Origin of the sequence: Vibrio sp. CJQ_6 (assembly GCF_043106745.1) — a bacterium.
Classification (GTDB): Bacteria; Pseudomonadota; Gammaproteobacteria; order Enterobacterales; family Vibrionaceae; genus Vibrio; species Vibrio furnissii.
The window spans coordinates 15,725-42,694 of the sequence record NZ_JBICMV010000021.1; the positions used below are offsets into that span (position 1 = coordinate 15,725).

The window sequence follows — 26,970 nt, forward strand, 5'->3', positions numbered from 1 at the left end:
TGTAGGGTGTTGTAATTAATATGGTTGTGACACAGCCAAGGCACGGGCCTTGGCTGTTTTTTGGGCTGATTTAGCGTTTCACCGCTTCCAGTTTCCAGATGTTATTGACGTAATCCCGAATACTGCGGTCTGAGCTGAATTTGCCGACCAGCGCGGTATTGAGAATGGCTTTCTTCGCCCAGCCCGCTTGGTCGCGGTATTGCTGGTCAATCGCTTCGTGAGCCGCCACATAAGACGCGAAGTCCGCCAGAACCAAGTACGGGTCGCCGCCATCAAGCAAGCTGTCGTAGGTTGCGCGCAGTTTGCCCGGTGCACCCGGCGTAAACTCGTCGCCCACCAGCAGATCCAGCGACGCTTTCAGCAGCGGATCCGCGTGGTAGAAGTCGTACGGGTTGTAACCGTTGGCTTTGAGTGATTCCACGCCATCCACTTCCAAACCGAAGATGTAGATGTTGTCGTCGCCCACTTCTTCACGAATTTCAACGTTCGCGCCGTCCATGGTGCCGATGGTCAATGCACCGTTCAGCGCCATCTTCATGTTGCCGGTACCCGATGCTTCTTTACCTGCAGTCGAGATTTGCTCAGACACATCCGCCGCTGGAATGATGATTTCAGCCATGCTGACGCGGTAATCCGGCACAAACACCACTTTCAACTTGTTGTTGATGCGCGGATCGTTATTCACTTTCTCGGCAATCTTGTTGATGGCGTAGATGATCTCTTTCGCTAGGTGGTAACCCGGTGCCGCTTTCGCAGCGAAGAACACCACGCGAGGATGCATGTCAAAGCTTGGATCGTTCAGCAAGCGGTGGTACAGCGACAGAATGTGCAGCATGTTCAGGTGCTGACGTTTGTACTCGTGCAGACGCTTGATTTGGACGTCAAAGATCGCATTGGTATCGAGTTCGATGCCCATGTTCTCTTGCACCCAATCCGCCAAACGCTGTTTGTTCTCTTTCTTCACAGCCATGAATTGCTTCTGGAATGCTTTGTCGTCAGCGAACTGAGCAATCGACTCCAGTTGATCCAGATCTGCCGGCCATTGGTCACCAATTTTATCGGTGATCAGCGCAGACAAGCCTGGGTTACAGAATTTCAACCAGCGACGCGGCGTAATGCCGTTGGTCACGTTTTGCAAACGGCCCGGATACAGTTCATTGAACTCAGGGAACAGATCGCGTTTCACCAACTCAGAGTGCAGCGCCGCAACGCCGTTCACCGCGTAAGAGCCAATCACACACATGTTCGCCATGCGTACCATGCGGTGGAAACCTTCTTGGATGATCGACAATTTTTGCTGTTTCGCCACATCACCCGGCCATTTCGCACGCACTTCTTGCAGGAAGCGGTGGTTGATCTCGTAGATGATTTCCATGTGACGCGGCAGCAGACGCTGAATCAGAGACTCGCTCCATGTTTCCAGAGCTTCTGGCAACAAGGTGTGGTTGGTGTAAGCGAAAGTTTTTGAACAGATCGCCCACGCGGCATCCCATGACAGATCGCGTTCATCGATCAAAATGCGCATCAACTCAGGAATCGCGATGGTTGGGTGCGTGTCGTTGAGCTGAATGGTTTCTTGCTTTGGCAAGTCTGCCAGTGTGAAACCTGCTGCTTCATGGCGACGCAGAATGTCGCGAATCGACGCGGCACTGTGGAAGTACTGCTGCATCAAGCGCAGTGTCTTACCTTTTTCGTGGTTGTCGTTCGGGTACAGCACTTTGGTGATGTTGCCCGCGTCAATCAACGCGTGCTGCGCTTCAAAGTAGTTACCGTTGTTGAAGCTTTCTAGAGAGAAAGGCGCAATTGCACGACATTCCCAAAGACGCAGCGGGTAAACCGTTTCGCTTTGGTAGCCAACAATCGGTAAGTCCCACGGCATGGCTTGAACCATCATGCCCGGTACCCAGCGGCGTTTTTCTTTGCCGTTGTCTTGGTACACATCCACGTGGCCGTAGAAACCGATTTCCTGTTTCAATTCAGGACGAGCGACTTCCCAAGGGTAACCTTCGACACCACGCCATGCGTCTGGTGCTTCTTTTTGGTGGCCTTCATCAAATGACTGTTTGAACAGACCGTATTCATAGTGCAGGCCGTAACCGACCGTTGGGTATTCTTGTGCAGCACAAGAATCCATAAAACATGCAGCCAGACGACCCAGACCGCCGTTACCCAATGACGGGTCGCGCTCTTCTTCCAGCAGATCAGTCAGGCTTTGACCCAGTTCGGTCATCGCTGCTGAAATCTCTTCGTACAGACCCATGCTGATCAGGTTGTTGCCTGTCAGACGGCCAATCAGAAATTCCAGTGACAAGTAGTTCAGGCTTTTCGCGTTCACGATGCGCTCGTCCTGCTCGGTTTGCAGCAGGTCAAACGTGGTTAATTCTGCCAATGCGCGGCCCATCGCCAAATACCAAGCGCGGCTCGATGCGTGCTCAATCGTGGTGGCATAGGTTGCAGTCAGGTGGCGTTTTACGTTTTCTTGGAACAAAGCTTTATCAAAACTTTTTTGTTGAGTAGGTTTCATTGAGAAATCTCACTTTTCGGTTCTAATCCATCTGCGACATATCGTGCATCTGCTCTGCCAGCAAAACATCCTCCTGTTTCCGGCCGAAGTTGGGAGGAGGAGCAAGGGCGTAGAAGGAGGCGCACCTGAGTTGGAGTGATCTGCCTCTCAATGATTTAGCAAAGAGCGAAATTATGAGTGACTGGGATCACGACAATCATCTTCCTAACCCTAGTGGAGATTTATGAAAGAGAGGTTTCTGGCTCTGAAACCATTTGCTCAATGTGCGGCGGGATTCACAAAATCTTCGCATTCGTTACGCAGATTTCATGAAATCTCGTAGAGGGTGGACACTTCACCTTGGCCCTCACGCACCACTTTGGTGACAAACCTCACAAATTTGGGGCGTAGTTGTCCGGGAAGTGTGAAACCTGCAGGAATCTCGTGGGCGATCAATAAACGTAGGGAAAGACATCAAGTAACATCTTCATCATTAAACCGTGAGCTAGCCCTCACTACTGATTACCACGAGACGGAAACGGGAAGTACAACGATGTGGATACCCTCGAAATTAACTCGCCCCGGACGGCTGCATAACGCCATCGTCAGGCCGCGCGTGTTAGAACTGTTGCAACAAGCACCTTGCTATAAGCTCGTATTGTTCCGTTCTCCTGCGGGTTATGGCAAAACCACCATGGCAGCGCAGTGGCTGGCAGACAAACCCAATGTGGGTTGGTACAGCATCGATGAAAGCGACAACGACACGTTCCGCTTCATGAACTATCTGCTGCAAGCCTTGAATAAAGCCACATCGCAAAGCTGCCCCAATGCGCAAAAGCTGGCTGAGCGTCGCCAATTCTCATCGCTGCATTCGCTGTTCAGTGAAGTGTTCGCCGAAATGTCGAATTTGCATCACGAGTGTTTCGTGGTGCTCGATGACTATCATCTGATTTCCGATGAAGAGATCCATGAAGCGATGCGCTTTTTCCTCAAGCACATGCCGGATAACCTCACCTTAGTGGTCACCAGTCGCATGACGCCGCCACTGGGGACCGCCAACCTGCGCGTGCGCGACCTGATGATTGAGATCGGCAACGAACTGCTGGCGTTTGATAACGAAGAGACCACCCGCTTTTTTAATCAGCGTGTTGCGGATGGCATCGACGACACCACGGCCGTGAGCCTGCGTAATTATGTTGAAGGCTGGCCGTCTGCGCTGCAGTTGATCGCCCTGCAAGCGCAGCATCAAAAACGCACCTTGGCGCAAACCGCCGAATCGGTGTCGCACTTTAACCATGCGCATTTGTGGGATTACTTGGTGGAAGAGGTGTTTGATCTGCTTGACCAAGAGACCCGTTACTTCCTGATGCAGTGCTCGGTGCTGGATCACTTTAATGACGCTTTGGTCGCCGCCCTCACCAAACGTGACGACGCGTTGAGTATGATTGAGTCGCTCAATCGCTACGGCCTGTTTATCTACCCGCTGGAAGGCGAGCAAAACTGGTATCGCTTCCACAATCTGTTTGCTGAATTTCTGGCTCACCAACGCATGGCGCGCATTCCGCAACAAGAACAAGAGCTGCACCGCGCCGCTGCACGCGCGTGGTTGGAAGCCAGCACACCACATCAAGCGCTGCGCCATGCCCACCTTGCGCAAGACACCGATCTGCTGGCCAGTATTCTGACCCAGTACGGCTGGAAAATGTTCAACCAAGGCGAATTGGAAGTATTGGAAGCGGCGATTAACCTACTCACACCCACGCAGCTCTACAGCGAACCGAAGCTGTGCCTGCTGCAAGCTTGGCTGGCCCAGAGCCAACACCGCTATGAAGATGTCGGCGACATGCTGATTCGCGCCGACAAAGAGATGAAAGCGCTGAATGTCGAGCCAAGCAACAGGCAACAAGGGGAGTTCAATGCGCTGCGCGCGCAAGTGGCCATCAACCAAAACGCCCCGGAAAAAGCCTTGGAGCTGGCGGAACTGGCCCTGAGCCAGCTCGACAACACCATTTATCGCAGCCGCATCGTGGCAACCTCGGTGGTAGGCGAAGTCAATCACGTGCTGGGGCAACTGAGCCGCGCGCTGTCGATGATGCAGCAAACCGAGAAACTGGCGCGTCAATATCAGGTCTACCATCAAGCATTGTGGGCCCTGCTGCAACAAAGCGAGATTCTGATCGCACAAGGGTACGTGCAGGCTGCATTCGAGGTGCAAGACAATGCGTTCAAACTGGTCGAAGAGCAGCATCTGCACCAAGTGCCGCTGCACGAATTCTTGCTGCGTATTCGCGCGCAAATTCTGTGGTGCTGGAACCGGTTAGATGAAGCCGAAGAGTGCGCCTATAAAGGGCTGGATGTGCTTGGCAATCACTCGCCAAGTCAGCACTTGCACAGCTATTCCATGCTGGCGCGCATTGCCATTGGTCGCGGTGAGCTGGATAAAGCCGGCCGCTTTATCGAACAGATTCAGCATTTAATGAAACAGTCGAACTACCACGTCGACTGGACGGCGAACGCGTCGCTGTCGCTGATCCTTTACTGGCAAGCGCGTGGTGATATGGATGCGATGGAAACGTGGCTCGAAACCACCACACGCCCAGAACGCGCCTGCAACCACTTCTCTCAATTGCAGTGGCGCAACATTGCACGCGTGCAAATCAACCTAGAGCAGTTTGATGATGCGCAGCACACGCTGACCTTCATGCAAGCGCAAGCGGAGCAGTACCAGCTCATCACCGACATCAACCGCAACCTGATTGTGGAAGCGAACCTAGCGACCACATGTGGCCAAGAAGAGTTGGCGCGCGAAAAAATCAAAGAGGCGCTGCGCCTGACCAACCAAACCGGCATGATCGGCAACTTCCTAGTTGATGGACACAAGATTGGTCATCTGCTGGAAAAACTAGTACATCGCGTTGAGCTAGGTGATTTGGAGCGCCACCGCGCGCAGCAGTTGATGAAAGAAATCTCCACCACCCAGCGCAGCCGCTCAGTGCATTTTGACGAGGAGTTTGTCGAGAAGCTCATCAACCACCCGAACATTCCGGAGTTAGTGCGCACTAGCCCGCTGACGCAGCGTGAATGGCAGGTGTTGGGCCTCATCTACTCTGGCTTTAGTAATGAACAGATCGCGCAAGAGCTGGATGTGGCGGGCACCACCATCAAAACCCACATTCGCAACCTGTATCAAAAGCTCAACATCGCCAACCGCAAAGAGGCGATTCGCACCGCAGAGAACCTGCTGCAATTGATGGGGTACTAACCCACCTTCAGAAACGCAAAGAGCCAGCAATCGCTGGCTCTTTTTTATGTTTTCGGCGTCGCCTTAGAACGGCTTTGGCGCAAATCCGGTCATCACTTCCAAACGCAGCGCTTTACCGACTTTAGTCATCGGGTGCACCACAACCAGACCTTTGACTGATTTTTTCAGTTTCCCCAGATCCGCTTGCTCAGCTTTGGTGATTTCGCGCGAGAAAGGCATATCCGCCAATTTCTTACGCTCTTTATTGGTCTCGTAATCGTTTTTGCCTTTCAGGCCGTTCAGCTTCTTCGACAGCTCTTCCACCTCATCGGTGAATTTGCTGATCATCGCGTCATCGCCGCGAGTCTTAGCAGCATCCAACTTGTGACGGCAGGTATCGAGACGGTTATGCATTTGTTGAATGTCGTTTTTTAGACTCATGGAAAAACCCTCTTTGTAGATCGGGCACGGAGTATAGCACAATGCGCCAATGCGTAACGGTTTTCTCACCAACAAATATTCCGCGACCGCAGAAAAGAAAAGGCGCCCAGAAAGGGCGCCTTTGAGCTTGTGACGGGTTGTAAGCTAGATAGTCAGAGGAATCAGTTCCAAGCCAAGCACAGAACTGATGCCCATCACCACCAGCAGTGACACTTTAAACACCGTTTTTGACCACGCGACATAGTTGTCTTCGGTCACCGGTTTGAAAGTCACTTTGGTCCACATGAAGCATACGGCAGCCGCAATCACCAGGTACTCATAGCCACACTCCCCAAGCAGGAATAAAGCTAAAGCCACCAAGTTGAATGCCACCACATACGCCATCATGTGTTTGCGTGCCTTTTCAATGCCAGAGACAACCGGCAATACAGGAATGCCAGCAGCCTTGTAATCTTGCATACGGAACATCGCAATCGCATAAGAATGCGGCATCTGCCACAGGCAGAACAGTGCAAACAGCAGTACCGCTTCTAAGCTGATGTAGTTGGTGACAGCCAAGTAACCCACCAGCGGTGGTACAGCGCCAGAGACGCTGCCGACTAACGTGCCGTACACCGAGGTGCGTTTGTACCACATGGTGTAGAAGAACACGTAAAACACGTATCCCAGCAACACCACCACGGTGGACAGCGGGTTCGCCATGCGATAAAGCAGAGCCGTGCCACCGAGCAACAATGCGATGGCGTAGACAAACGCGTGGTCAACATTGATTTCCCCTTGCGCCAGCAAGCGGCCACGGGTGCGATCCATTCGCAAATCGATATCACGATCGAAAATGTTGTTCACCACACAGCCTGACGCAATCACCATTGCCACACCCGCCAAGGTGTATGCCAGCAAAGCCACATCGGCCGCCTCAGATTTCGCTGCGAGGAAGTACCCCGCAGCGACTGAGATCAGGTTACCGATGATGATGCCCGGCTTGGTGATAGAGATGTAACCTTTGATCATAGATGACCTACTACATCATCATGTTGATGTTGAGGTTCCACATGATCCAGATTGAACCACCAATCAAGATCAGGACCACAAGGGCGGTAAACATCAAAGACACCAGGTTCCAACGGCCATCTTCGGTACGCGTTTCCATGTGCAGGAAGTACACAAAGTGCACAAACACTTGCACAATCGCACAACCAAACATCAGTGCAAAAGTCACCGCTTCAGGCAGGCTTTGAGTCGCGACAAAGTAGAACGGGATAATGGTCAGGATCAGTGACGCAATAAAGCCCTTGATGTAATCGCTTTTACCAGAATCTACATGTTGGTTGCTCATGACATTACTCCCAGTAGGTAGACGATGGTGAATACACAGATCCAAACGATATCGAGGAAGTGCCAGAACAAGCTTAAGCAGTTAAAGCGGGTTTCCATCATGTCGTTCAGGCCTTTGGTATTCAGCTGCCAGTAACACACGGCCAACCAAATCAGACCAAAGGTCACGTGCAGACCGTGCGTGCCCACCAGCGTAAAGAACGCCGACAGGAATGCACTGCGCTGCGGACCTGCACCTTCTGCAATCAGGTGATGGAACTCGTACAGTTCCATGCCGATAAAGCCAGCACCCAACAGGAAGGTCACCGCCAGCCAGCGTTTCAGGCCTGCGATGTCTTTGCGTTTCATCGCAATCATCCCGAAACCAAACGTGATACTACTGAACAGCAGCAGCATGGTTTCAGCAAAAACGAATGGCAGTTCAAACAGCTCTTTGCCGGTTGGACCGCCTGCGGTCGCATTCGACAGCACGGCGAACGTTGCAAACAAGCTTGCAAACAGAACGCAGTCGCTCATCAAGTAGATCCAGAAACCGAACAGCTTGATGCCACCAGTGTCGTGGTGATCGTGGTCATGTGCACTGTGAGCATTAGCGTGCATAGGTCACCTCCATATCTTCATCGTCACCCTGGTCGCCAGACGCTGGGTTCGCTGTCGCTTGCGCGGCACGTTGACGATGCGCTTCTTCAATCGCTTTAATTTCATCCACCTGAACGTAGTAGTCGAGGTCTTCATTGAAGCTGTGCTTGATACTGGTCACGACGATACCGATGAAGCCAATCGCCGCCAGCCACCAGATGTACCAAATCATCGCGAAACCAAAGATCAGCGCCCATGCAGAAACGTACATGCCCGTTGGCGTGTTTTTCGGCATGTGAATTGGCTGGTATTCCACTTCTTTATTCAGATCGTGTTCACCACGCTCTTTCTGGTACCAGAAAGCATCCAACTCGTCGCCTTTTGGCAACACGGCAAAGTTGTAGAACGGCGGTGGTGATGACGTTGCCCATTCCAGAGTACGGCCACCCCATGGGTCGCCCGTCAGGTCTAGGTTCTGTTTACGGTCACGCACACTCACGTAGATCTGAATGAACTGACACAGCACGCCCAGTGCGACGATCGCGGTACCAAAGGCAGCCACCGCCAAAAACGGGAAGAACTCAGGGTCAATGTTCTGGCTGATACGACGAGTCATCCCCATAAAGCCCAGCGCGTACAGCGGTAGGAAGGCCAGAATGAAGCCAGTCAGCCAGCACCAGAACGCGCGTTTACCCCAAGTTTCATTCAGCGTGAAACCGGTCGCTTTCGGGAACCAGTACGTGATCGCTGCGAAACAGCCAAACACCACACCACCGATAATCACGTTATGGAAGTGCGCAATCAGGAAGACCGAGTTGTGCAGCACGAAGTCCGCGCCCGGTACGGCCATGAGTACGCCAGTCATCCCGCCGATAGAGAACGAAATCAGGAAGCCAACCGTCCACATCATCGGCGTGGTGAATTGAATGCGACCACGGTACATGGTGAACAACCAGTTGAAAATCTTCACCCCTGTCGGGATAGAGATGATCATGGTCGCGATGCCGAAGAACGCGTTCACGTTCGCGCCGCCACCCATGGTAAAGAAGTGGTGCAGCCACACGATAAACGCAAGAACCGTGATCACGATTGTTGCCCACACCAGCGAGGTGTAGCCGAACAGTTTCTTACGCGAGAACGTTGCCGTCACTTCTGAGAACACACCGAACACCGGCAGCACCAGAATGTACACTTCTGGGTGACCCCAAGCCCAAATCAGGTTGACATACATCATCATGTTGCCACCCATATCATTGGTGAAGAAGTGCATCCCGAGGTAACGGTCGAGCGTCAGCAGTGCGATGGTCACGGTCAGAATCGGGAATGAGATGATGATCAGGATGTTGGCGCAGAACGATGCCCAAGTGAATACTGGCATTTTCATCAGCGGCATCGACGGCGTACGCATACGCAGAATCGTCGCGAAGAAGTTCACACCGGTCAGCGTCGTACCGACACCGGAGATCTGCAGCGCCCATATCCAATAGTCGACCCCGACCCCCGGACTAGCATCAATGCCCGATAGTGGCGGATAAGCCAACCAACCCGTACGGCCAAACTCACCCACAGCCAGCGACATGTTGGTCAGAATGACACCGACAACAAACAGCCAGAAGCTCAAGTTGTTCAGGTAAGGGAACGCCACGTCACGAGCACCGATTTGCAGCGGCACCACGATGTTCATCAAACCGATGACCAGCGGCATGGCCACGAAGAAAATCATGATCACGCCGTGCGCAGTAAAGATTTGGTCGTAGTGGTGCTGCGGCAAGTAGCCCGCTTCACCCGCTGACGACAATAATTGTTGGCTACGCATCATCACGGCATCAGCAAAACCACGAATTAACATGATCATCGCAACCGCAATGTACATAAAGCCCAGTTTTTTGTGGTCTACTGAAGTAAACCATTCATTCCATAGGTACTGCCATTTGCCCATACGCGTAATGGTCAGCACGACCGCAAGGCCCACAATCGCAATCACGGCCATCGTGATCATGATGATAGGCTCATGATATGGAATGGAATCTAGTGTTAGTCTTCCAAACATCGTTTGTTACCCTTTATGTTCTGCCATGTTCATATGACCGTGCGCTTCTTTCGCTTCGCCACCCATGTCGTGAGAACCCATAAACTGCATCACTACAGCCGAGAACAAATCATGAGGCACGCTGGAGAAGTAGGTCACAGGAACGTCTTCACTTGGTTTCGCTAGCGCTTGGTAATCGCTGAAATCATGCAGCTTGTTTGGCTGTGATTTCACGTCGTTCACCCAGTTGTCGAAGCTCTGTTGATCAGGCAATGCATTGGCCACGAACTTCATGTGAGAGAAACCTTCGCCGCTGTAGCTGGCAGACATACCTTTGAACTCACCTTCGTGGTTCGCAATCAGGTGCAGACGAGTCACCATGCCAGGCATCGCGTAGATCTGGCTGCCCAGTTGCGGAATAAAGAAGGAGTTCATGATGTTGTCAGACGTGATTTTGAACTTCACCGGAACATCTTTCGGGAATGCGACGTAGTTGACGGTAGCAATCTGCTGCTCTGGATAGATGAATAGCCATTTCCAGTCCAGTGACACCACTTCAATCGTCATCGGTTTGACGTCGCTTTGGAGTGGGACGGATGGCTCCAGCTCATGCGTAGAACGCCAGGTAATCACACCCAAAATCGCGATGATGATGATTGGAATCGTCCAAACCACCACTTCGATTTTGGTCGAGTGAGACCATTCTGGTGTGTACTCTACGTCAGTGTTGCTCGCACGGTATTTGTAGGAGAAGTAAATTGTCATCAGAATCACGGGGATGACGACAATCAACATCAGAACAAGAGCGGTGATGATCAACTCTTTTTCACGTACCCCTACCATGCCCTTGGGATCAAGCAAAGCAGATTGACATCCTGAGAGGAGCAAAATTGCAAAAAACAATCCCGCTCTCGACAAGATGTTTTTGTATCTTGAGGCTTCCATTGACTTTCTCGACTGTATTTGCAGATTTCCACCGACAAAAGTTGGCACTTTTTGGAATCTGCGGTTGATGTTTATGAGTATTTTTATGTGTGTTGAGCTTGAACAAATGTTTACTTGAGGTAACATTCGCGTGCACGCAAGTCATGAACATCGACATACGTCCAACAATTCAACTCACGCCAAAACACAAATGTCACAGTCGGAAACATTTTGTTACATCCGGCGCATTATGCGGGCAATACACCCGAATCACAGTAGATCAAATTGCAATCTTACCTTTCATAAATGGAATCATTAGTAAAATAAATCCTTTACTAATACAGGGATATCCCCCTCAAACACCTGTTATCTATAAAAAGTTTCTTTGATTTAGATCAAAAACTGTCATACTTTTGTGCTAAGAAAAAAAGTTAATAAGCTCGAAATATGTCACAAATTACGATTTTTTTTGATGGGCGCTGTCCGCTCTGTTTTCGCGAAATGTGCGCATTAAAACAACAAGATGTTCACAATTGCATCACACTGATTGATATCCACAGCCCCGACATGGCAGATTATCCGGCGATCGATCTTGAAGAAGCGCAGCGGATTTTGCTGGCCTACGATGCACAAGGTCGCTTGGTACGCGGATTGGACACGCTGCATTTGGCATGGACGCTGGTTGGAAAACCGTGGCTATATGCCCTCACGCGCTGGCCTTTGATTCGCCCTCTCGCCGATCGCGCCTATTTATGGTTTGCGCGTCACCGCTACACCCTCTCCGGCTGGCTGACTGGTCAGCGCCGCTGCCCGCAGGGCCAATGTCGACCCAAATAACAAAATCCAATCAACGCCCCTCCCCCGTCGAAAAACTGCGCTACGCTTACTGAGTAAAACAACAATAAATCGCTTCATCAGAACGCGAGACCATCACCCACTTGTTACTGGACGGGAAACGCTATGAGTTTAACCATTCGTCATCGACTCTACATTTTGTCGATCGTGCCGCTGCTCATCATTGCCATCAGCATGATGTATTTGACCTTCACTGAAACCCAAAGCCTGAGCAAAACCCAAATGGCCAACACGCGCGAAGCGATGATGGACATGAAAAAAGCAGAGCTGAAAGCCTATTTGCAAATCGCAGAGAGCGCCCTCACCCCACTGAAAAATCGCCAAGCCAGTCGCGAAGAGGCATTAACCATTCTGCAAGAAATCGCCTTTGGTAAAAATGGCTATCTGTTTGGTTACGACAGCCAAGGGAATCGTGTGCTACTCGGCAAAGGGCAAACGGGCCTCGGCGATAACTTCATGGACTTGAAAGACTCGCAAGGCAATTATCTGGTGCGGGATCTGATCAAAAATGCCAAAAGCGGCGACTTCACCACGTACTATTTTCCCAAACCGGGGGAGAGCCAACCGTTACCCAAATTAAGTTATTCCGTCTATCTGCCGCAATGGGATCTCATCATCGGCACCGGCTTCTATACCGATGATGTCGATGCGGAAATTGCTGAAATGGAAGCCTTGGCGTCGGAAAAGTTGACCCATAGCTTATGGACGTTAACCACGGTTAGTGTGGTGATTCTGGTGCTGGTGGGGATTGTCGCGATGTTCATCAACCGCAGTATTTTGCATCCGCTGCGCCTGTTTGATCAGTCGATTCGCTCATTTGCCAGCGGCGATGCCGATCTCACCGCGCGCATGGAACGTTTTAGCGTGCCGGAGTTTGCCCAGTTAAGTGACAACTTCAACGCCTTTGTCGCCAGCCTGCAAGACATCATCAAACGAGTGAACTTGGTCGGCCAGCAAGTGGTGGACGAAACTAACTCCATGACCCAGCGCGCGACTCAGGTCGATGATTTAGCTTCCGGTCAGCGGGAAGAGACCGAACAGGTTGCCACCGCCATGACGGAGATGACCACCACCGCGCACGAAATTTCCAATAATGCCAGCCAGGCTGCCCAATCGGCCAAAGAGGCGGATGACAATGCCAAAGAAGCACATTCCATTGTCGATACCGCAGCGCGCTCGGTGCAATCGCTGGCAGAGGAAGTCGCAGAAGCGAGCAGCGTGATTTCCAAATTGGAGAGCGATGTGAAGAACATTTCAACATCTCTGGCGGTGATTCAAGACATTGCTGAACAAACGAACCTGTTGGCACTCAATGCCGCCATCGAAGCAGCGCGCGCAGGCGATCAAGGACGCGGCTTTGCGGTGGTTGCCGACGAAGTGCGTAAACTGGCGAGCCGCACGCAAGACAGCACCGGCGAAATTCACACCATGATTGAGCAGTTGAAAGCCGCCTCCGACGCAGCGGTGCGCGCGATGGATTCCAGCCAAAATCGCAGTGTCTCTACGGTGCAAGAAGCCAACGCCGCAGCCAAGGCGCTGGAGCAGATTCAGCAGTCGATTGGGACGATTATGGATATGAACTCGCTGATCGCCACGGCGACCGAGGAGCAGAGTTTGGTTGGGCAAGAAATTTCACAGCGCATCGTGGTGATCTCCGATCAAAGTAGCCAATCCGCCGATCTGGCCAATGAAAACCGTCAAGGCAGCCAGGGGCTGAACGGCCGCGCGCACGAACTGTATGATCTGGTTGCCCGGTTTAAAGTTTAACCAGTTTTACACTGTAAACCGCCATGAAAAAGCCCCCGAATTCGGGGGCTTTTTACACGACAAGGTGGGCTATTGTTTGTCAGCCTGCTTGACCGCTTTAATCAATACCGAGGTGTCCATACGACCCTCCCCATTAGCAGACAGGCTGCGATAGGCTGCGATGGTGTTTTCGGTCATCGGTAAACGCACGCCCTGACGCTCAGCTTCATCTAAACAAAAGCCCAGATCTTTGATCATCCAATCAATGGCGAAACCAAAGTCGAATTTATTCTCTGCCATGGTCACGGCGCGATTTTCCATTTGCCATGAGCCCGCCGCACCGTTTTTCAAACACGCGACCAGCGTGGGAATATCCAGCCCAGCGTTTTCAGCCAGAATCAAGCCTTCCGACAAACCGTTCAACACCCCCGCAATACAAATCTGGTTGACCATTTTCGCCCGCTGGCCTTGACCCACACCGCCCATCAGCACCGAAGAACGACCATACGCGTTCAATACAGGCTGCAGTGCATCAAACAGATCCGCTTCGCCACCGCACATGATGGTGAGTACGCCGTTTTCCGCGCCCGCCTGACCACCAGACACGGGAGCATCCATAAAGCGAACCCCCGCTTGCTGCGCTGCAATACCCAGCTCTTCTGCCAACAACGCAGACGTCGTGGTGTGGTCGACTAAAATCGCTCCGGGCTTCATAAACGCTAACGCGCCCTGTTCGCTGGTGGCCATGCTCCGCACATCGTCATCGTTGCCGACACACATCAGTACCACATCCGCCTCACGCACACACGCTTCCACAGTCGGTGCTGCGCGCCCACCGTGCTGCGCTGCCCATGCCTGCGCTTTCGCCTGCGTGCGGTTAAACACCGAAACGTCAAATCCGGCGCTCACCAAATGGCCTGCCATCGGATACCCCATGACCCCTAAACCAATAAAACTGACTTTCATGTTAATCTCCTTTTACAACGGGCGCGCCTTGCTCACGTGTGCTGACAGCGTCAAGCAACGCCTCCACCAACAAGGTCAGCGCCCTGGGCTGATACTTTCTATCCCGATAAACCAGATGTGCTCGCTTGGCACTGCGATGATAATCCGGCAATAACTGTACAATATTCATGTTGGGTGACACATGGCGATATGGCAGTGATGCCACGCCCAACCCGCGTTCAACAGCGCCCGCAATGGCTTGGATATCATTGACGACCAATTTGGGCTTGATGTGAATCAAGCGCACAAACGTGTCACCGCTGAAAACTGGGACGGCTTGTGCGCGATCGACCGAGATCCAATCCAGCGCTTCCAGTTGATCCAGCGTCGTGACTGGCCCACATGTGGCTAAATAGTCTGGGCTGGCAAAAAAGCCGTGATGCGCTTGAAACAGCGGCCGCGCGATCATACCTTCGAGATGATCAATCTCGAACGTGATCAACAGATCGCGGTTGGTTTCCGGCGCCACAGACTCCTGACTAAGCGCCAATTCCACATTCACTTTTGGATACTGACGCACGAACTCTTCCACCACGCGACCAACAAACGCGCGGTAAAAATTATGCGGAATCGCCAATTTGACGCTGCCTGTCACGTCTTGGCTCTCCGAGAGCATTTGGCTGAAAGTGCTTTCCAAATTCTCCATGCCACTGCGAATCGCCAGAAAGGCTTGCTGACCACTTTGCGTCGCCACCAGTTCTCGGCCCTGCTTTTCCAGCAAGCGCAGGTTGAGGCGCGATTCCAGTGCCGATAAACGGCGAGACATGGTTGAGACCGGTAACTTCAGTTTCTTTGACGCCGAAACCAACGAGCCCTCTTCCACCACACAGAAGAATAAGTAAAGATCATCAATGTTTCCGAATATGGAATTCATACTTCTTTTCTTGGTGATTTTTCTCAGTTATGGACAGTTATATCCTAGATATCACCAAGATGAAACCAAAGAGAAACTTCTGAATGATGAGTCGAAAACAGTTTTGGCTAACAGCGCTGATGACGTCGTTTGTCATGGCCGTGATCATGTCTGGCGTGTTGTCAGGGTACAAGCAGGGATTCAATGCCCAATGGCCACCCGTGTGGTTCAGTGGCTTTAGCGTGGCCTGGCCGGTCGCATTGCTCCTTAACCTCACCGCCTTGCCGCAGATCCGCAAGTTGGCCGCTTGGCTTTCCACGCCCAATCACGTCAAAAAACCGCAGCAGCAGAGACAAAAAAACCGAGCGTAAGGCTCGGTTTCTTTGTTTTGCGTGCTTATTCGATTTCAGCGTTGTGGTATACCTGCTGAACATCGTCGCAGTCATCAAGAAGGTCAAGGAACTTCTGGAATTTCTCTGCGTCTTCACCCGTCACTGGTGTTGGGGTTTGCGGCACGAACGTGATTTCTTCCACATCAATGGTCAGATCAGGGAATGCAGCGTTCAGTGCTGTTTTGGTTTTAAAGAACTCATTGTGAGGCGCAAAAACCGTGATCACACCATCTTCGAGTTCAACGTCAGTGACATCAACATCATCCATCATCAGCGTTTCAAGAATGATTTCATCATCTTCGCCTTTGAATTGGAATACCGCTTGATGATCGAACATGTGCGATACAGAACCTTCCACACCAATCTTCGCGCCCACTTTAACAAAGCATTGGCGAACATCTTGGAACGTACGGTTGCCGTTGTCAGTCAGACAGTCAACGATCACGCTTGTACCGCCAGGACCAAAGCCTTCGTAACGTGCTGGTTGGTAATCTTCACCGCCGCCGCCGTTTGCTTTATCCAGTGCTTTTTCAATCACGTGCGCAGGAACCTGATCGCGTTTCGCTTTGGTGATCAGGTGACGCAGAGACAAGTTCATGTCTGGGTCGCTGCCACCGTTCTTTGCACACACGTAAATTTCTTTACCGTATTTGGAATAAACTTTAATTTTTGCGCCTGCAGTTTTCGCCATAGAGGCCTTGCGCACTTCAAAACTTCTTCCCATCGGGATGTTCTCTCTAGTTCAAATTTGATGCGACGGATTTTAGCAGATAGTCTTCGCTTCTGCTGAGAGCCAAGCGTTATGCCACGCCCATCACTCGTTTGTATTTATCTATCGAATGTTGAAACCACTCTTTTTCCTGCTCGGAAGTCAGTTTGGTTAGCTGCTTAGTGATCTCTTCTGATCCACTTTTTGCCTGCTTCATCTTCCAAACTAAAAAAGAAGCCTGTTTGTCGAGTTCTATTTTGTTTTTCTCTGAAGCATCTAGCAATGCGAGGTTGAAAGACATTAGTAAGCCCACAGTCGATAAAAACGTGGAGCGAAATATATCATAGGAATGGAAAAAATTAAGAGTCAAAATGTCGGTTTAAGCGGCTTTAATCAATAAAAGCATTAAAAATACAAAGGGTGGCTTTCGCCACCCTTCTCAATTCGCCAACTGGTCCTGCTTAGTGAAGCAGGCCCAATTCCTTTGCTTCTTCAATGGTTAATCCACTTTCACGGATTTCTCTTAGTGTCTCGATACGACGACGAGCTTCCGCTGATTTCAGATTTTTCATTGGGCGTGGAGCGACGACTTCTTCCGTGAAGTCCCAACTATTTGCGATGTTAGTCATTTCATCATGGTCAATTGAATTAATGGACATTGTAACCTCCGAACAAACCATGCCAGGGACATGTAATCTGTAGCAAAGCCCCAAATTCTTGTTAAGAAGATTTGAGCAAGAATGTGATTCCAACGAGGATTCAGACATCTAATCTACAAATGGCTCAATTATGTTTTGCGCTCCCCAAAATGTCGAAGTACATTGAAAGGATTCCCGCGTAAAAAAGAAGCCGATCAACCTCTCACTTCTTCACTCACCATCCCTTGTGTCCCTTAGCCTCAGCGGTGATTTTTCATTCAGTTTTTTAGCATGCTCAGTGGGCATATTAAACACACCTACACCGCCGAGAATACCCGCGATGTTTCTCTGACTTTAGCACGCCCAACGAAGGTTTCCAGGTCGTCTCTCGGCAAACCTATCCTCTTCTCCCCGTTTACAGACGGAACGATGATCATGGGGGGTTGATGCCCGCGTCGGCGCCGGGGTGATAGCGAGTCATGACACCACTCGATCAAGGCACGCGATCACGGCAAGCAGCAACGAGCGGATCAGGATCGCGATGAGGAACAAGGAAACATGATCAAGGGAAAAGCGCTGATCGGCGGGCGATCCGCAAGCATGATCAAGGCGTAAAAGAGGTCTATTTCGGTAAGCAGCTGAATTTCAGGCAAAAAAAAGCGAGCTCTCAGGAAGAACTCGCAAACTAATTCAGAACGAATGTAACAATATGAGCCAATCTATTAATTCATCAGATAGGACAAAAGGTTGTCTATTCGAGATAAACTTTAACCACTCGACGGCTTAACATTGTCAGACATATGTCAACGTTGTGTATCAATACTGTAGTTTCCGTTTCAAATACCAATGGCAACTTCATCTAATGCCCGAAAAACAGATTCATCAAGATGCCCTTCGTGTACCTGTTTACACACTTTCCGTCGCACGGCCAGCCCCGAGATCAAACGCTCGATCGACAAATGCTTGTTGTCATTTTGGGTGTTATACAGCTCGATCAACTTGCTCAACGTCTCATACGGGATCACATTCTCATCCACGCGCAGCCAATCGAGCTTGTCAATCAGCTCTACACACTCTTCTCGGATTGATGAAGGCGCATGTCCAGTCATCGCCGCTAAAGCCGTTATACTGCGTTCTAGGGCCTCTGGAGAGGTATATTTCGATAACGTAATGGTGATTTCGTCTGCGTTGATCTCGACCAAGTGCTTACGCAGCTTCACGCGACGGCCCAATTTGCCTCGTGGTGACGGGGATTTACGCTGAATCGGTTCAAATTCGCCATCGATGATTTCTGATAGCTCTTGTAATTTCTGTTTCGACACCATTTCGTGACGCAGCGGGTTTGGCAACGTCGGCGCCATGTTGCGTTTACCCGCGTTGGTGGTTTTCGCCCGCGAATAACGCAGCACTTCCTCAACATCGCATTTGATGTCGACTTGGTAATCGCTCAACTTGCCTTTGTCGATCAACGTGGTGATCGTCAGGTGATAGCCCCACAGATTGACCACAAACAGATCGTCATTGCCTTTGCCTTCCGACAAACGGCGCAGCTCGCGGATCAGATCCATCGAGAAACGACGCCATTCAATGTTGCGTGCCAGTTTTTGATTCAGCTCGCTCAGCAGCATCACATCGGTATGACGACGCGACATGCGGCTTCGGAAATAGGAGTACAGCTGGAACACCAAGGTGTGCTGTTTCAGAATCTCTGGCGGGAACAGGAAGAAATAATCACGTGTCATCAACTCTTCAAAGAACGACGGCTCCCACACCAGAATGTACAGGTTCGGTTTGATCTTGATCTCACCATCACTGCCTTCCGTGGGCGCTTCTTCCGAAGCGGTGATCGTGCGCGCCAGAAAACGGAAACGATCACTCTTGAATCCTTCCGGCATGTTTTCGCTCAACCAACGCCCGGTCAGTTCATGCAGTTGGAAATCGGTAAACTCAATGCGATCAATGCTGTCACGAATCGAATCACGTGCAGGGCCGCTGTCCTTTTTGCCGCGCAGCGACAAAATATCCGTGATGTAGAGCGGGGTTTTGTTTGGCACGTGGCTTGCGTTGAGCTGATAATCTTCATGGTGATGATCGTGGTATTGAACCGTCAGTGTGAACAGCGCAAACAGGGTCATGAGATCGTCGACCGTCATGATATTTTTAGACGATCGCGTTTCGATCACCGCACGTGTGCCTGAAATCGACACCATGGATTTTTGGTAGCTTTTACGCGTACGCGGTGGCGCCAGTGCTTGGTCAATAATCCCCGCCCAATTGGTGGGCGAAACCACAAACTGATCCGCCTCGTCTTTCATCGCTGGCGGTGTATTCAAGCCATGCTCGGTGAGCAAGCGTTGATTGACCTGCGTTTGCGCCAATGCTTTTGAACGTTTGCGCTTTTCACTTTGCTTGACCGATTCGGTCACCAAGCTGGTGGATCCTAATACCGAGATCAATTGGTTGGGATTGACGAAACGGTGCAACATGGTTTTGCCCGCGAGGCCTTCTTCAAAACGCACTGGGATCTGTTTAAATAACCCGATCGATACCGCAGCTCTGAGGCGTTGCTGAATGGCCGCCCGTGTTAACTGACCGTCGGTTGCATCGATCAATTCGGTAGTGGATACCAGACCATCTTTGCTGCGAAAGCCACGCAGCGAGATCAAATTCAGGAGTTCGACGATACTCTTCGTCACCCCTTTGAAATGCTGATATTGTTCAATCCAGTCCACTGCGGTTTCAGAAACTTCAAAGAGATGACCATCTTTGTGGCTTCTGGGTGCTTTGATCAGCAACTTTTCTTCTGATGTCATTATTAGATCCGTATCACACTAGCCGTAATATCGCTATAGTTCCAAGAGAATAAAGAAAAAGAGATCATAAATAAAGAAAAAATTGCTGGTTTTAAATAACTGATCTTTTTGATTATTCTGATATAGAGTGATCTATATGATTATATGATCCGAGCGAAAGATTGCTTGTAACTTACTGTTTTCAATATGCTTTTAAAAATGACACGCGAAAGCATGATCATGAGTTTACTGAAACGATGATCATTAAGTCATTGAAAGCATGATCAAACCCTTCCCGATCAATGATCATGACAATCACGAATCAATGATCAACGAACTCCCTAAACCATGATCAAGGTGGACGCACACCTTATCCACAACCCCCTGATTCATCTTCGAGTTCTTCTCCCCTATCGACGGGCTGTTTTGTCGTTTCATCGACACACGGGGTCGGAAACATGATCAAGAGAAGCGCTGAAAAGACCATTTTCGTACAAGATTCCATCGTTCGTGCAGTTGGTCTGCATGTTGACTGACGAATGCCGTGATACAAGGCACAAACGACGAATTGACGAAAGCATGATCATGGTGAATGGCAGGCTAGGCCTGTTGGTTCAATTGGCGCTTGCGGCGGGCCAATGACACAGCGAATTGCCCACAAGCCCTATTCTGTCTGACATCGTCCGTAATTCAGCGCGAAATTTACATGCTTCCGGCACGCATGATCTCTTGATCATTGATCCGATCTTGGATCATTTTGAAACAATGGTTCGGCGATGACGTGTGATGCGTTAAAATCCCTTGATCATTCTTCCTTTGCGATAGATTTCAAACGGAAACATGATCATGAGAGCCCCCTTGATCATGCTTTCGGCAGAGCCCTCTTTGGATCAAATCAGTATAGCGTATGGCATGAGTGTGTATGGATGCGTCATCATGTTGATGAAATGCAACGAGTGTTACGAAATGGAGATTGAAATGACACGCGCCGTAATTTAACCACTTGACTTAATCGTTCCGGTGGGAAATCGAGATGATGTCATCCACGAGGTGGTTCATGAGGTTTACAATGTAAATAAGTGACGATGTAACATTTAAAATCTGACGCAGTTTGAGAGGATTTATCCGCTGAGTTTTGGGGCGGTTTATTCAGCAAATCTTCATGATTCAATGAATTTCGTGTTAAAAATCTATTTAATGTGATTTTTATCTAAAATTGTCTGTTCACCTTTTTGTTGTATATGGTTAATATTGCTGTACTATTTGCTGATAGGCACTAATTACGGAATTTGGCTATGAAAAGAGAACAAACCATAGATAATCTCTATACGCTCGCTGAACTGACTCAACAGGTTCAAGCGGACCGCATTGAGATTGTATTGGAAGAGCGTCGTGATGAGCATTTCCCTCCGATGTCGAAAGCCTTAATGGAAACCCGTTCAGGACTGACGCGTCGTAAGCTTGATGAAGCCATTGCCAAGATGGAAGAAGCGGGGCATCAATTTACTAAAAACAACGCGAACCATTACTCCATTTCTTTGGCGGAAGCGCACATGCTCATGGATGCGGCGGGCGTGCCTAAATTCCATCAGCGTAAAAAGAATACTGAAAACAAACCGTGGATTATCAACGTCCAAAACCAGAAGGGCGGCACCGGTAAATCGATGACGGCTGTGCATTTGGCGGCTTGCTTGGCGCTGAATCTCGACAAGCGTTACCGTATCTGCCTGATCGACTTGGACCCGCAAGGGTCGCTGCGTTTGTTCTTAAACCCACAAATTAGCTTGGCTGAACACAGTAACATTTATTCTGCCGTCGATATCATGTTGGATAACGTGCCGGAAGATGTTGAAGTGGATAAGGCGTTTTTGGAAAAGAACGTCATGCTGCCAACACAGTATCCCAACTTGAAGACCATCTCTGCGTTCCCAGAAGATGCCATGTTTAACGCCGAAGCTTGGCAATACCTGTCTCAAAATCAGTCGCTGGATATCGTGCGTCTGCTGAAAGAGAAGCTGATTGACAAAATCGCTGACGAATTTGACGTGATCATGATTGATACTGGCCCCCACGTGGACCCACTGGTTTGGAACGCGATGTATGCGTCGAATGCCTTGTTGATCCCATGTGCGGCCAAGCGTCTGGACTGGGCGTCAACCGTGAACTTCTTCCAACACCTGCCAACCGTATACGAGATGTTCCCGGACGATTGGAAAGGGCTGGAGTTTGTACGTTTGATGCCGACCATGTTTGAAGACGACAACAAGAAGCAAGTCTCCGTGCTGACGGAAATGAACTACCTGCTGGGCGACCAAGTGATGATGGCAACCATTCCCCGCAGCCGCGCCTTTGAAACGTGTGCCGACACCTACAGTACCGTGTTTGACTTAACCACCAGCGATTTTGAAGGGGGTAAGAAAACCTTGGCCACCGCGCAAGATGCGGTACAAAAGAGCGCGCTGGAACTGGAACGCGTACTTCATTCACACTGGACTTCACTTAATCAGGGGTAAGTAACACATGGCAATTAAAACGTCGGATCTGAACGCAAAACTTTTTGGCAAAGCGGACAAGCGTCGTGCGTCAACCCCACAGGAAGCGCAGGCGGCCGCGAAGGCCCAAGCGCAAGTGATTGAGCTGTCTGTGGCTGGTGAAGAGCTGGTGACGTTTGAACTGGTGCGTATTCCGGCCGCAGAGGTGGCGACACGTACCACGGTGTTTGCGGAAAATGCCCGTGAACAAGCCTTTCTCAACGAACACGCACTGTCGGACGTGCTGAGCACACTGCGTGAACGCGGTCAGCAATACCCAGCTGTGGGCCGCAAAACGGCCGATGGCAAAATCGAAGTGCTTGATGGCAGCCGTCGTCGTAAATCGTGTATTTTGGCCAATCAGGAGTTCCTGGTTTACGTCGCTGACAACATCAATGGCGAACATGCGAAATTCCTGTCGGATGTCGCGAACGCACATAAACCGTTGTCGCTGTACGAGAAAGGGCGCGAAATGCAGGCCAAACTCGATAGCGGTGAAGCGGAAGATCAAAAAGCGCTCGCGAAAATGTTCCAATGCAGCGAAGCGTTGGTGAGCGGCGCGTTGAAAGCTGCGGCATTGCCCCTTGAGCTGCTGCAAGCGTACCCGAATGTGGTTGAACTGGGCCGTCCGACCATCGTGAAGCTGCACAAGCAGTTCAACGATTTGAGCGCCGAGCAACAAACGGAGTTGCTCAATAAGTGCCATCAGGCGGAAGGTTTGGTGTGGCAGCGCTGCCAATCACAAGGCGTGGCTCGTATCACCAAAGAGGTGACTGAGACGATTGAACAGTGGATTGCGGAGTTGGTACCGCCAAAACGCGCGGTCAGCAACAAAGTCGATTTGGTCAAAGGGCGCGTCAGTTACTCGCGCAAAGGGTCCAATTTGGCGCTGAATCTGAAAAAAGTCGATGACGCGCTGATGAAAGAAATTCTTGCCTTTGTCGAACAAAAACTGAGTTAAACAAAAAGCCCGCATTCGCGGGCTTTGTATTTTCTATTCCTAAACCACCTGCTATGCCGGTGGTTTTTTACTGCTTATCGCAATTATTGGTTTCTTAGGCGCTGCCAGTACTTCTCATAAATGGCCAGTGCTTGGGGGCCAACATCATTGATGAATTCACCCTTCGCCATGTCCTCTTCTGCAGGGAAGATGGTGGCGTTATTGCGCAGCGCTTCAGGCAGTAACGCGCGACCACTTTTGGTCGCTGAGGCGTAGCCAAGGCTGTTCACGATCTCCGCTTGGTTTTCAGGTTGGTACATAAAGTTAATGAACTTGTGCGCCAACGCTTTGTGCTCGCTACCTGATGGAATCGTGAAATTGTCCATCCACAAAACCGCGCCTTCCGCCGGCATCACGAATTTCAGCTCTGGCATTTCTTGTTGGCCTTGATACGCATTGCCATTCCATTGCATGCCCAGTGACGCTTCGCCGGACACATACGGCACGTGCGGTGCGTCTGAGTTGTAGAGCAGCACGTTATCTTTCAGCGCCGCCAGCGACTGATACGCTTGCTCAATTTCTTTCTCGTTCTTGGTGTTGATGCTGTAGCCGTTGAGTTTCAGTGCCATACCAAATACATCGCGAATGTCGTCAATCAACATCACTTGCTGTGCGTATTTGCTGTTCCACAAATCTTTCCACTGGGTAATGCCTTCCGGAATCATGGCTTCGTTGTAGCTCAGACCGGTAACGCCCCAGATATACGGCAGCGAATATTTGTTTTGTGGATCGTGCGCCTGGCCGAGTAGGGAAGGCATCGTATCTTTCATGTTGGGGATTTGTGCGTGGTCGAGTTCAGCCAACAGGCCTTCACGGCCCATCTTTTCGATAAAGTAAGCTGATGCAAACACCACGTCATAACCGCCGCCTTTCAGAAGTTTGAGTTTGGTGTACATTGACTCATTGTTCTCAAAGGTTGAATAGTTAATGGTGACGCCTTCTTGCTGCTCAAATTTCTTCAGTGATGCTTCGGGCAGGTAACCTCCCCAAGCGTAGACATTCAGCGTTTTTGTCTCTGCATTCACTTGGCTAGAAGCGACCACTGCAGCGAGTACCAATCCTTTGATGAAATTTTTCATTGTATTTTGATTCCTAAAGGCCAGCACCACGCTGGATTTCGCATGCATCATTAGTGAAATGAGAAGCGCAATAAAGCAAATATAATTTGTCGTTATGGAAAAAGATTTTAGCCTTCAAATGACGAATTTGGTGCAACCGCGTGCAGGCTAATCAGGACGGAATATGGCGCAGGTGCACGCGTGTGCTACCATGGTGCAATGGCAACAACTCACGGTTTTTTATGGCAAATCCAACCGCAACTATTTTGCAATTTTTTGATCAGCTTCAGCATTTAGCCGTTACGTGCAATGGCCGTTTCGGTGTGCGTCTACAAGGAACGCTGGAATGGCAACACGCCGTTGTGGATGCGTTGATGCAGCAGCTCGCGAGCGATAGCACAGTGTTTCAATTGGGCGGCAAGGCTCGTGCGGGCGTAACGCCAGTGGCATTCAATAAAGGCCAGTATCTCTTGGGGCGTGAATGCCAATGGCTGATTTGCGATGTCAGCGAGGGATTTGATGCCAACAGCTTTAGCGCTGCGTTGGGAACCTTGACCGGCGGTGGTCTCTTGCTGCTGATTGGCGACCAAGTGGCGAGCGAAAATCCGGCTCAGCAATGGCTGGCCGCCGCGCTTGCAGAATTACTGCAAGTTACTCCAACCACGCTGCCGTCTTTGCCGAAGGTCGACGTGGCTGCGCCTGAAGATGCCTTTGCTCAGCAAGCCGAGGCGATTGCACTGGTCGTCCGCGTGGTGGAAGGGCACCGTAAACGACCGCTGGTGCTGACAGCTGATCGCGGGCGAGGTAAAAGCAGTGCGTTAGGGATCGCTGCGGCGCAATTGATGCAGTCCCGCTCGCTGAACATCATCGTGACGGCTCCCACACTGGCCAACGTTGCGCCGCTATTTCAGCACGCCGCGCGATGTCTTCCGTTGGCGCAGGCATCCAAAGATGCGCTGCATTATCAGGCATCGCAACTGCGTTTTATGGCGCCGGATGAGATTATCTTGCATCAGCCAGAATGTGATGTGTTATTGGTTGATGAAGCGGCAGCGCTGCCGTTACCCATGTTGATGACTTTTGCTGAGCGTTATCACCGCGCGGTGTTCTCGACCACCATCCACGGCTATGAAGGGTGTGGGCGAGGATTCACGTTGAAGTTCCAACAGTGGTTGCAACAGCAGCGACCGCAGATGCGCACGTTGCACCTTGACCATCCGATACGCTGGAGCCCTGATGATTCGCTGGAAGCATGGCATCGGCGCGCGTTCTTACTTGATTCTGATGTTGCATTGTTGCCCCGTGATCTCAACCTGACGTCACTGCGCTATCAAGCCATTCCCCAAGTTGAGTTACTTCAACAACCCGCTTTGCTGGCTGACATCTTTGCCTTGCTGGTGAACGCCCATTATCAAACATCGCCCAATGATGTGCTGCACCTTCTGGGAGACGATGCGATGTGCGTGTTCGTTGCGCGCGCCGACGAGCGCGTAATTGGCTGCATATTGGCGGTGCGGGAAGGGGGATTGGATGACACATTGATTGAACAGATTCAGCGCGGACAACGTCGCCCTAAAGGTCATCTTGCACCGGTGACGTTAGCCAATCAACTGGGCATGGCCGTCGCCGCCCAGCAAACGTGTTTGCGGATCATGCGCATTGCCATCCATCCTCAGTTACAGCAGCGCGGTGTCGGTTCGTCGTTGTTATCGCACTTTGTGGCGAGTCATCCTGCCGATTACTACGCCACCAGCTTTGGCGCCACCTCTGAACTGGTTCGCTTTTGGCAACACAACCAATTTTTCGCCGTCAAAATCGGCTCGCAGCGCGACCAAGCCAGCGGCTGCCACTCCCTGTTGATGATTCAACATCATTCACAACCTTGGGTGGAAGAGGCGACGGCGCAATTCCCGATTCATTTGAGCTATGAACTCAGTGAGACGTTACGAACCTTAACGCCTGCATTGGTGCGTCAGTTAATGAGCCACGCCAAAACGCCAGTCACAACGACCATCCCGCTGACGTTATTGCAGCACTACGCCAATGGCGGCGCAAACTATGAAAGCGTTGCCGCGTGGATTGAACAACTTTTACTGAGTTTAAGCGCAGAACAATGGTTAGCGGTGCCGGATGTATTGATTGCCAAAGTCTTGCAACGACACACTTGGCAAGAATGTGCCAATGCATTTGATGGTTCGGGCCGAAAACAAATCGAAGCCAGAATTCGTGAATCACTCGCTAAGTTACTGACAAATTTACAGTGTAAAACGTCGCAATGAGATCGGTTTGAGTGAGGTTGATTTACAGTGTAAATGCTTCCCTCCGCGCTTCCATGTCAA

21 protein-coding genes are annotated in these 26,970 nt (G+C 50.7%); 7 read left to right on the top strand and 14 right to left on the bottom strand.

What is annotated here, in order from left to right; translation table 11 throughout:
• Positions 1 to 70: 70 nt before the first annotated feature.
• Entirely contained in the window at positions 71 to 2,524 is a 2,454-nt protein-coding gene (locus tag ACF8PK_RS10895; RefSeq protein ID WP_004727366.1) for a glycogen/starch/alpha-glucan phosphorylase, read from the bottom strand.
• 532 nt (positions 2,525 to 3,056) lie between these two features.
• Between ACF8PK_RS10895 and malT the strand changes: the two genes are divergently transcribed.
• Complete coding sequence (gene malT / locus ACF8PK_RS10900; protein ID WP_392441259.1) at positions 3,057 to 5,765, top strand: HTH-type transcriptional regulator MalT; 2,709 nt, start codon at positions 3,057 to 3,059, stop codon at positions 5,763 to 5,765.
• Positions 5,766 to 5,828: 63 nt separating this feature from the next.
• On the opposite strand, the gene ACF8PK_RS10905 is transcribed toward malT, so the two are convergent.
• The 6 genes from ACF8PK_RS10905 to cyoA form a co-directional block, all read right to left on the bottom strand.
• Positions 5,829 to 6,185, bottom strand: a complete 357-nt coding sequence (locus tag ACF8PK_RS10905) for a YibL family ribosome-associated protein (RefSeq protein ID WP_004727368.1) — start codon at positions 6,183 to 6,185, stop codon at positions 5,829 to 5,831.
• Positions 6,186 to 6,329: 144 nt separating this feature from the next.
• Positions 6,330 to 7,196, bottom strand: coding sequence for a heme o synthase (cyoE, locus tag ACF8PK_RS10910; protein WP_014257879.1), 867 nt, complete (start codon positions 7,194 to 7,196; stop codon positions 6,330 to 6,332).
• 10 nt (positions 7,197 to 7,206) lie between these two features.
• Positions 7,207 to 7,521, bottom strand: a complete 315-nt coding sequence (gene cyoD / locus ACF8PK_RS10915) for a cytochrome o ubiquinol oxidase subunit IV (protein ID WP_004727370.1) — start codon at positions 7,519 to 7,521, stop codon at positions 7,207 to 7,209.
• Positions 7,518 to 8,120 (bottom strand): cytochrome o ubiquinol oxidase subunit III, encoded by a 603-nt coding sequence (cyoC, locus tag ACF8PK_RS10920; protein ID WP_004727371.1) that lies wholly within the window; start codon positions 8,118 to 8,120, stop codon positions 7,518 to 7,520. Before cyoC ends, cyoD begins: the two co-directional genes overlap by 4 nt.
• Positions 8,110 to 10,149: a cytochrome o ubiquinol oxidase subunit I gene (gene cyoB / locus ACF8PK_RS10925; protein ID WP_038151782.1), complete on the bottom strand. Its 2,040-nt coding sequence runs from the start codon at positions 10,147 to 10,149 to the stop codon at positions 8,110 to 8,112. Before cyoB ends, cyoC begins: the two co-directional genes overlap by 11 nt.
• Before the next feature lie 6 nt (positions 10,150 to 10,155).
• Entirely contained in the window at positions 10,156 to 11,073 is a 918-nt protein-coding gene (gene cyoA / locus ACF8PK_RS10930; protein WP_049781848.1) for a ubiquinol oxidase subunit II, read from the bottom strand.
• 426 nt (positions 11,074 to 11,499) lie between these two features.
• Here cyoA and ACF8PK_RS10935 point away from each other — a divergent pair, with 426 nt between their 5' ends.
• Positions 11,500 to 11,889 carry a thiol-disulfide oxidoreductase DCC family protein gene (locus ACF8PK_RS10935; RefSeq protein WP_392441264.1) on the top strand — a complete coding sequence of 130 codons (390 nt, stop codon included), beginning with the start codon at positions 11,500 to 11,502 and terminating at the stop codon, positions 11,887 to 11,889.
• A gap of 123 nt (positions 11,890 to 12,012) precedes the next feature.
• On the top strand, positions 12,013 to 13,674 hold the full coding sequence (locus tag ACF8PK_RS10940) for a methyl-accepting chemotaxis protein (RefSeq protein WP_392441267.1): 1,662 nt from the start codon (positions 12,013 to 12,015) through the stop codon (positions 13,672 to 13,674).
• A 69-nt stretch (positions 13,675 to 13,743) separates the two neighbouring features.
• Here ACF8PK_RS10940 and ACF8PK_RS10945 read toward each other — a convergent pair whose 3' ends face one another.
• Entirely contained in the window at positions 13,744 to 14,619 is an 876-nt protein-coding gene (locus tag ACF8PK_RS10945) for an NAD(P)-dependent oxidoreductase (RefSeq protein WP_392441269.1), read from the bottom strand.
• Position 14,620: 1 nt separating this feature from the next.
• On the bottom strand, positions 14,621 to 15,532 hold the full coding sequence (locus tag ACF8PK_RS10950) for a LysR family transcriptional regulator (protein ID WP_172562706.1): 912 nt from the start codon (positions 15,530 to 15,532) through the stop codon (positions 14,621 to 14,623).
• 86 nt (positions 15,533 to 15,618) lie between these two features.
• On the opposite strand from ACF8PK_RS10950, the gene ACF8PK_RS10955 reads away from it, so the two are divergent.
• The gene (locus ACF8PK_RS10955) at positions 15,619 to 15,882 is read left to right on the top strand and encodes a DUF2798 domain-containing protein (protein WP_392441817.1); all 264 of its coding nucleotides are present in this window, start codon (positions 15,619 to 15,621) and stop codon (positions 15,880 to 15,882) included.
• Positions 15,883 to 15,907: 25 nt separating this feature from the next.
• On the opposite strand, the gene ACF8PK_RS10960 is transcribed toward ACF8PK_RS10955, so the two are convergent.
• The 4 genes from ACF8PK_RS10960 to ACF8PK_RS10975 form a co-directional block, all read right to left on the bottom strand.
• A complete protein-coding gene (locus ACF8PK_RS10960) occupies positions 15,908 to 16,627 on the bottom strand; it encodes a YebC/PmpR family DNA-binding transcriptional regulator (protein WP_004727379.1) in 720 nt (239 codons plus the stop codon).
• 76 nt (positions 16,628 to 16,703) lie between these two features.
• A complete protein-coding gene (locus ACF8PK_RS10965; protein WP_004727380.1) occupies positions 16,704 to 16,913 on the bottom strand; it encodes a DUF3283 family protein in 210 nt (69 codons plus the stop codon).
• A 160-nt stretch (positions 16,914 to 17,073) separates the two neighbouring features.
• Positions 17,074 to 17,271, bottom strand: a complete 198-nt coding sequence (locus tag ACF8PK_RS10970) for a PA3496 family putative envelope integrity protein (RefSeq protein ID WP_004727381.1) — start codon at positions 17,269 to 17,271, stop codon at positions 17,074 to 17,076.
• A gap of 815 nt (positions 17,272 to 18,086) precedes the next feature.
• Entirely contained in the window at positions 18,087 to 20,063 is a 1,977-nt protein-coding gene (locus tag ACF8PK_RS10975; RefSeq protein WP_004727382.1) for a replication initiator protein RctB domain-containing protein, read from the bottom strand.
• Between the two features lie 1,274 nt (positions 20,064 to 21,337).
• Between ACF8PK_RS10975 and ACF8PK_RS10980 the strand changes: the two genes are divergently transcribed.
• Together ACF8PK_RS10980 and ACF8PK_RS10985 are read left to right on the top strand one after the other, a co-directional pair.
• Complete coding sequence (locus ACF8PK_RS10980; RefSeq protein ID WP_004727384.1) at positions 21,338 to 22,555, top strand: AAA family ATPase; 1,218 nt, start codon at positions 21,338 to 21,340, stop codon at positions 22,553 to 22,555.
• 7 nt (positions 22,556 to 22,562) lie between these two features.
• A complete protein-coding gene (locus ACF8PK_RS10985) occupies positions 22,563 to 23,534 on the top strand; it encodes a ParB/RepB/Spo0J family partition protein (RefSeq protein WP_014257872.1) in 972 nt (323 codons plus the stop codon).
• An 83-nt stretch (positions 23,535 to 23,617) separates the two neighbouring features.
• Here the strand turns inward: ACF8PK_RS10985 and ACF8PK_RS10990 are convergent, their stop codons facing one another.
• Positions 23,618 to 24,652 (bottom strand): PotD/PotF family extracellular solute-binding protein, encoded by a 1,035-nt coding sequence (locus tag ACF8PK_RS10990; protein ID WP_004727386.1) that lies wholly within the window; start codon positions 24,650 to 24,652, stop codon positions 23,618 to 23,620.
• A gap of 221 nt (positions 24,653 to 24,873) precedes the next feature.
• Between ACF8PK_RS10990 and ACF8PK_RS10995 the strand changes: the two genes are divergently transcribed.
• Entirely contained in the window at positions 24,874 to 26,910 is a 2,037-nt protein-coding gene (locus ACF8PK_RS10995; protein WP_392441274.1) for a GNAT family N-acetyltransferase, read from the top strand.
• Positions 26,911 to 26,970 lie beyond the last annotated feature (60 nt).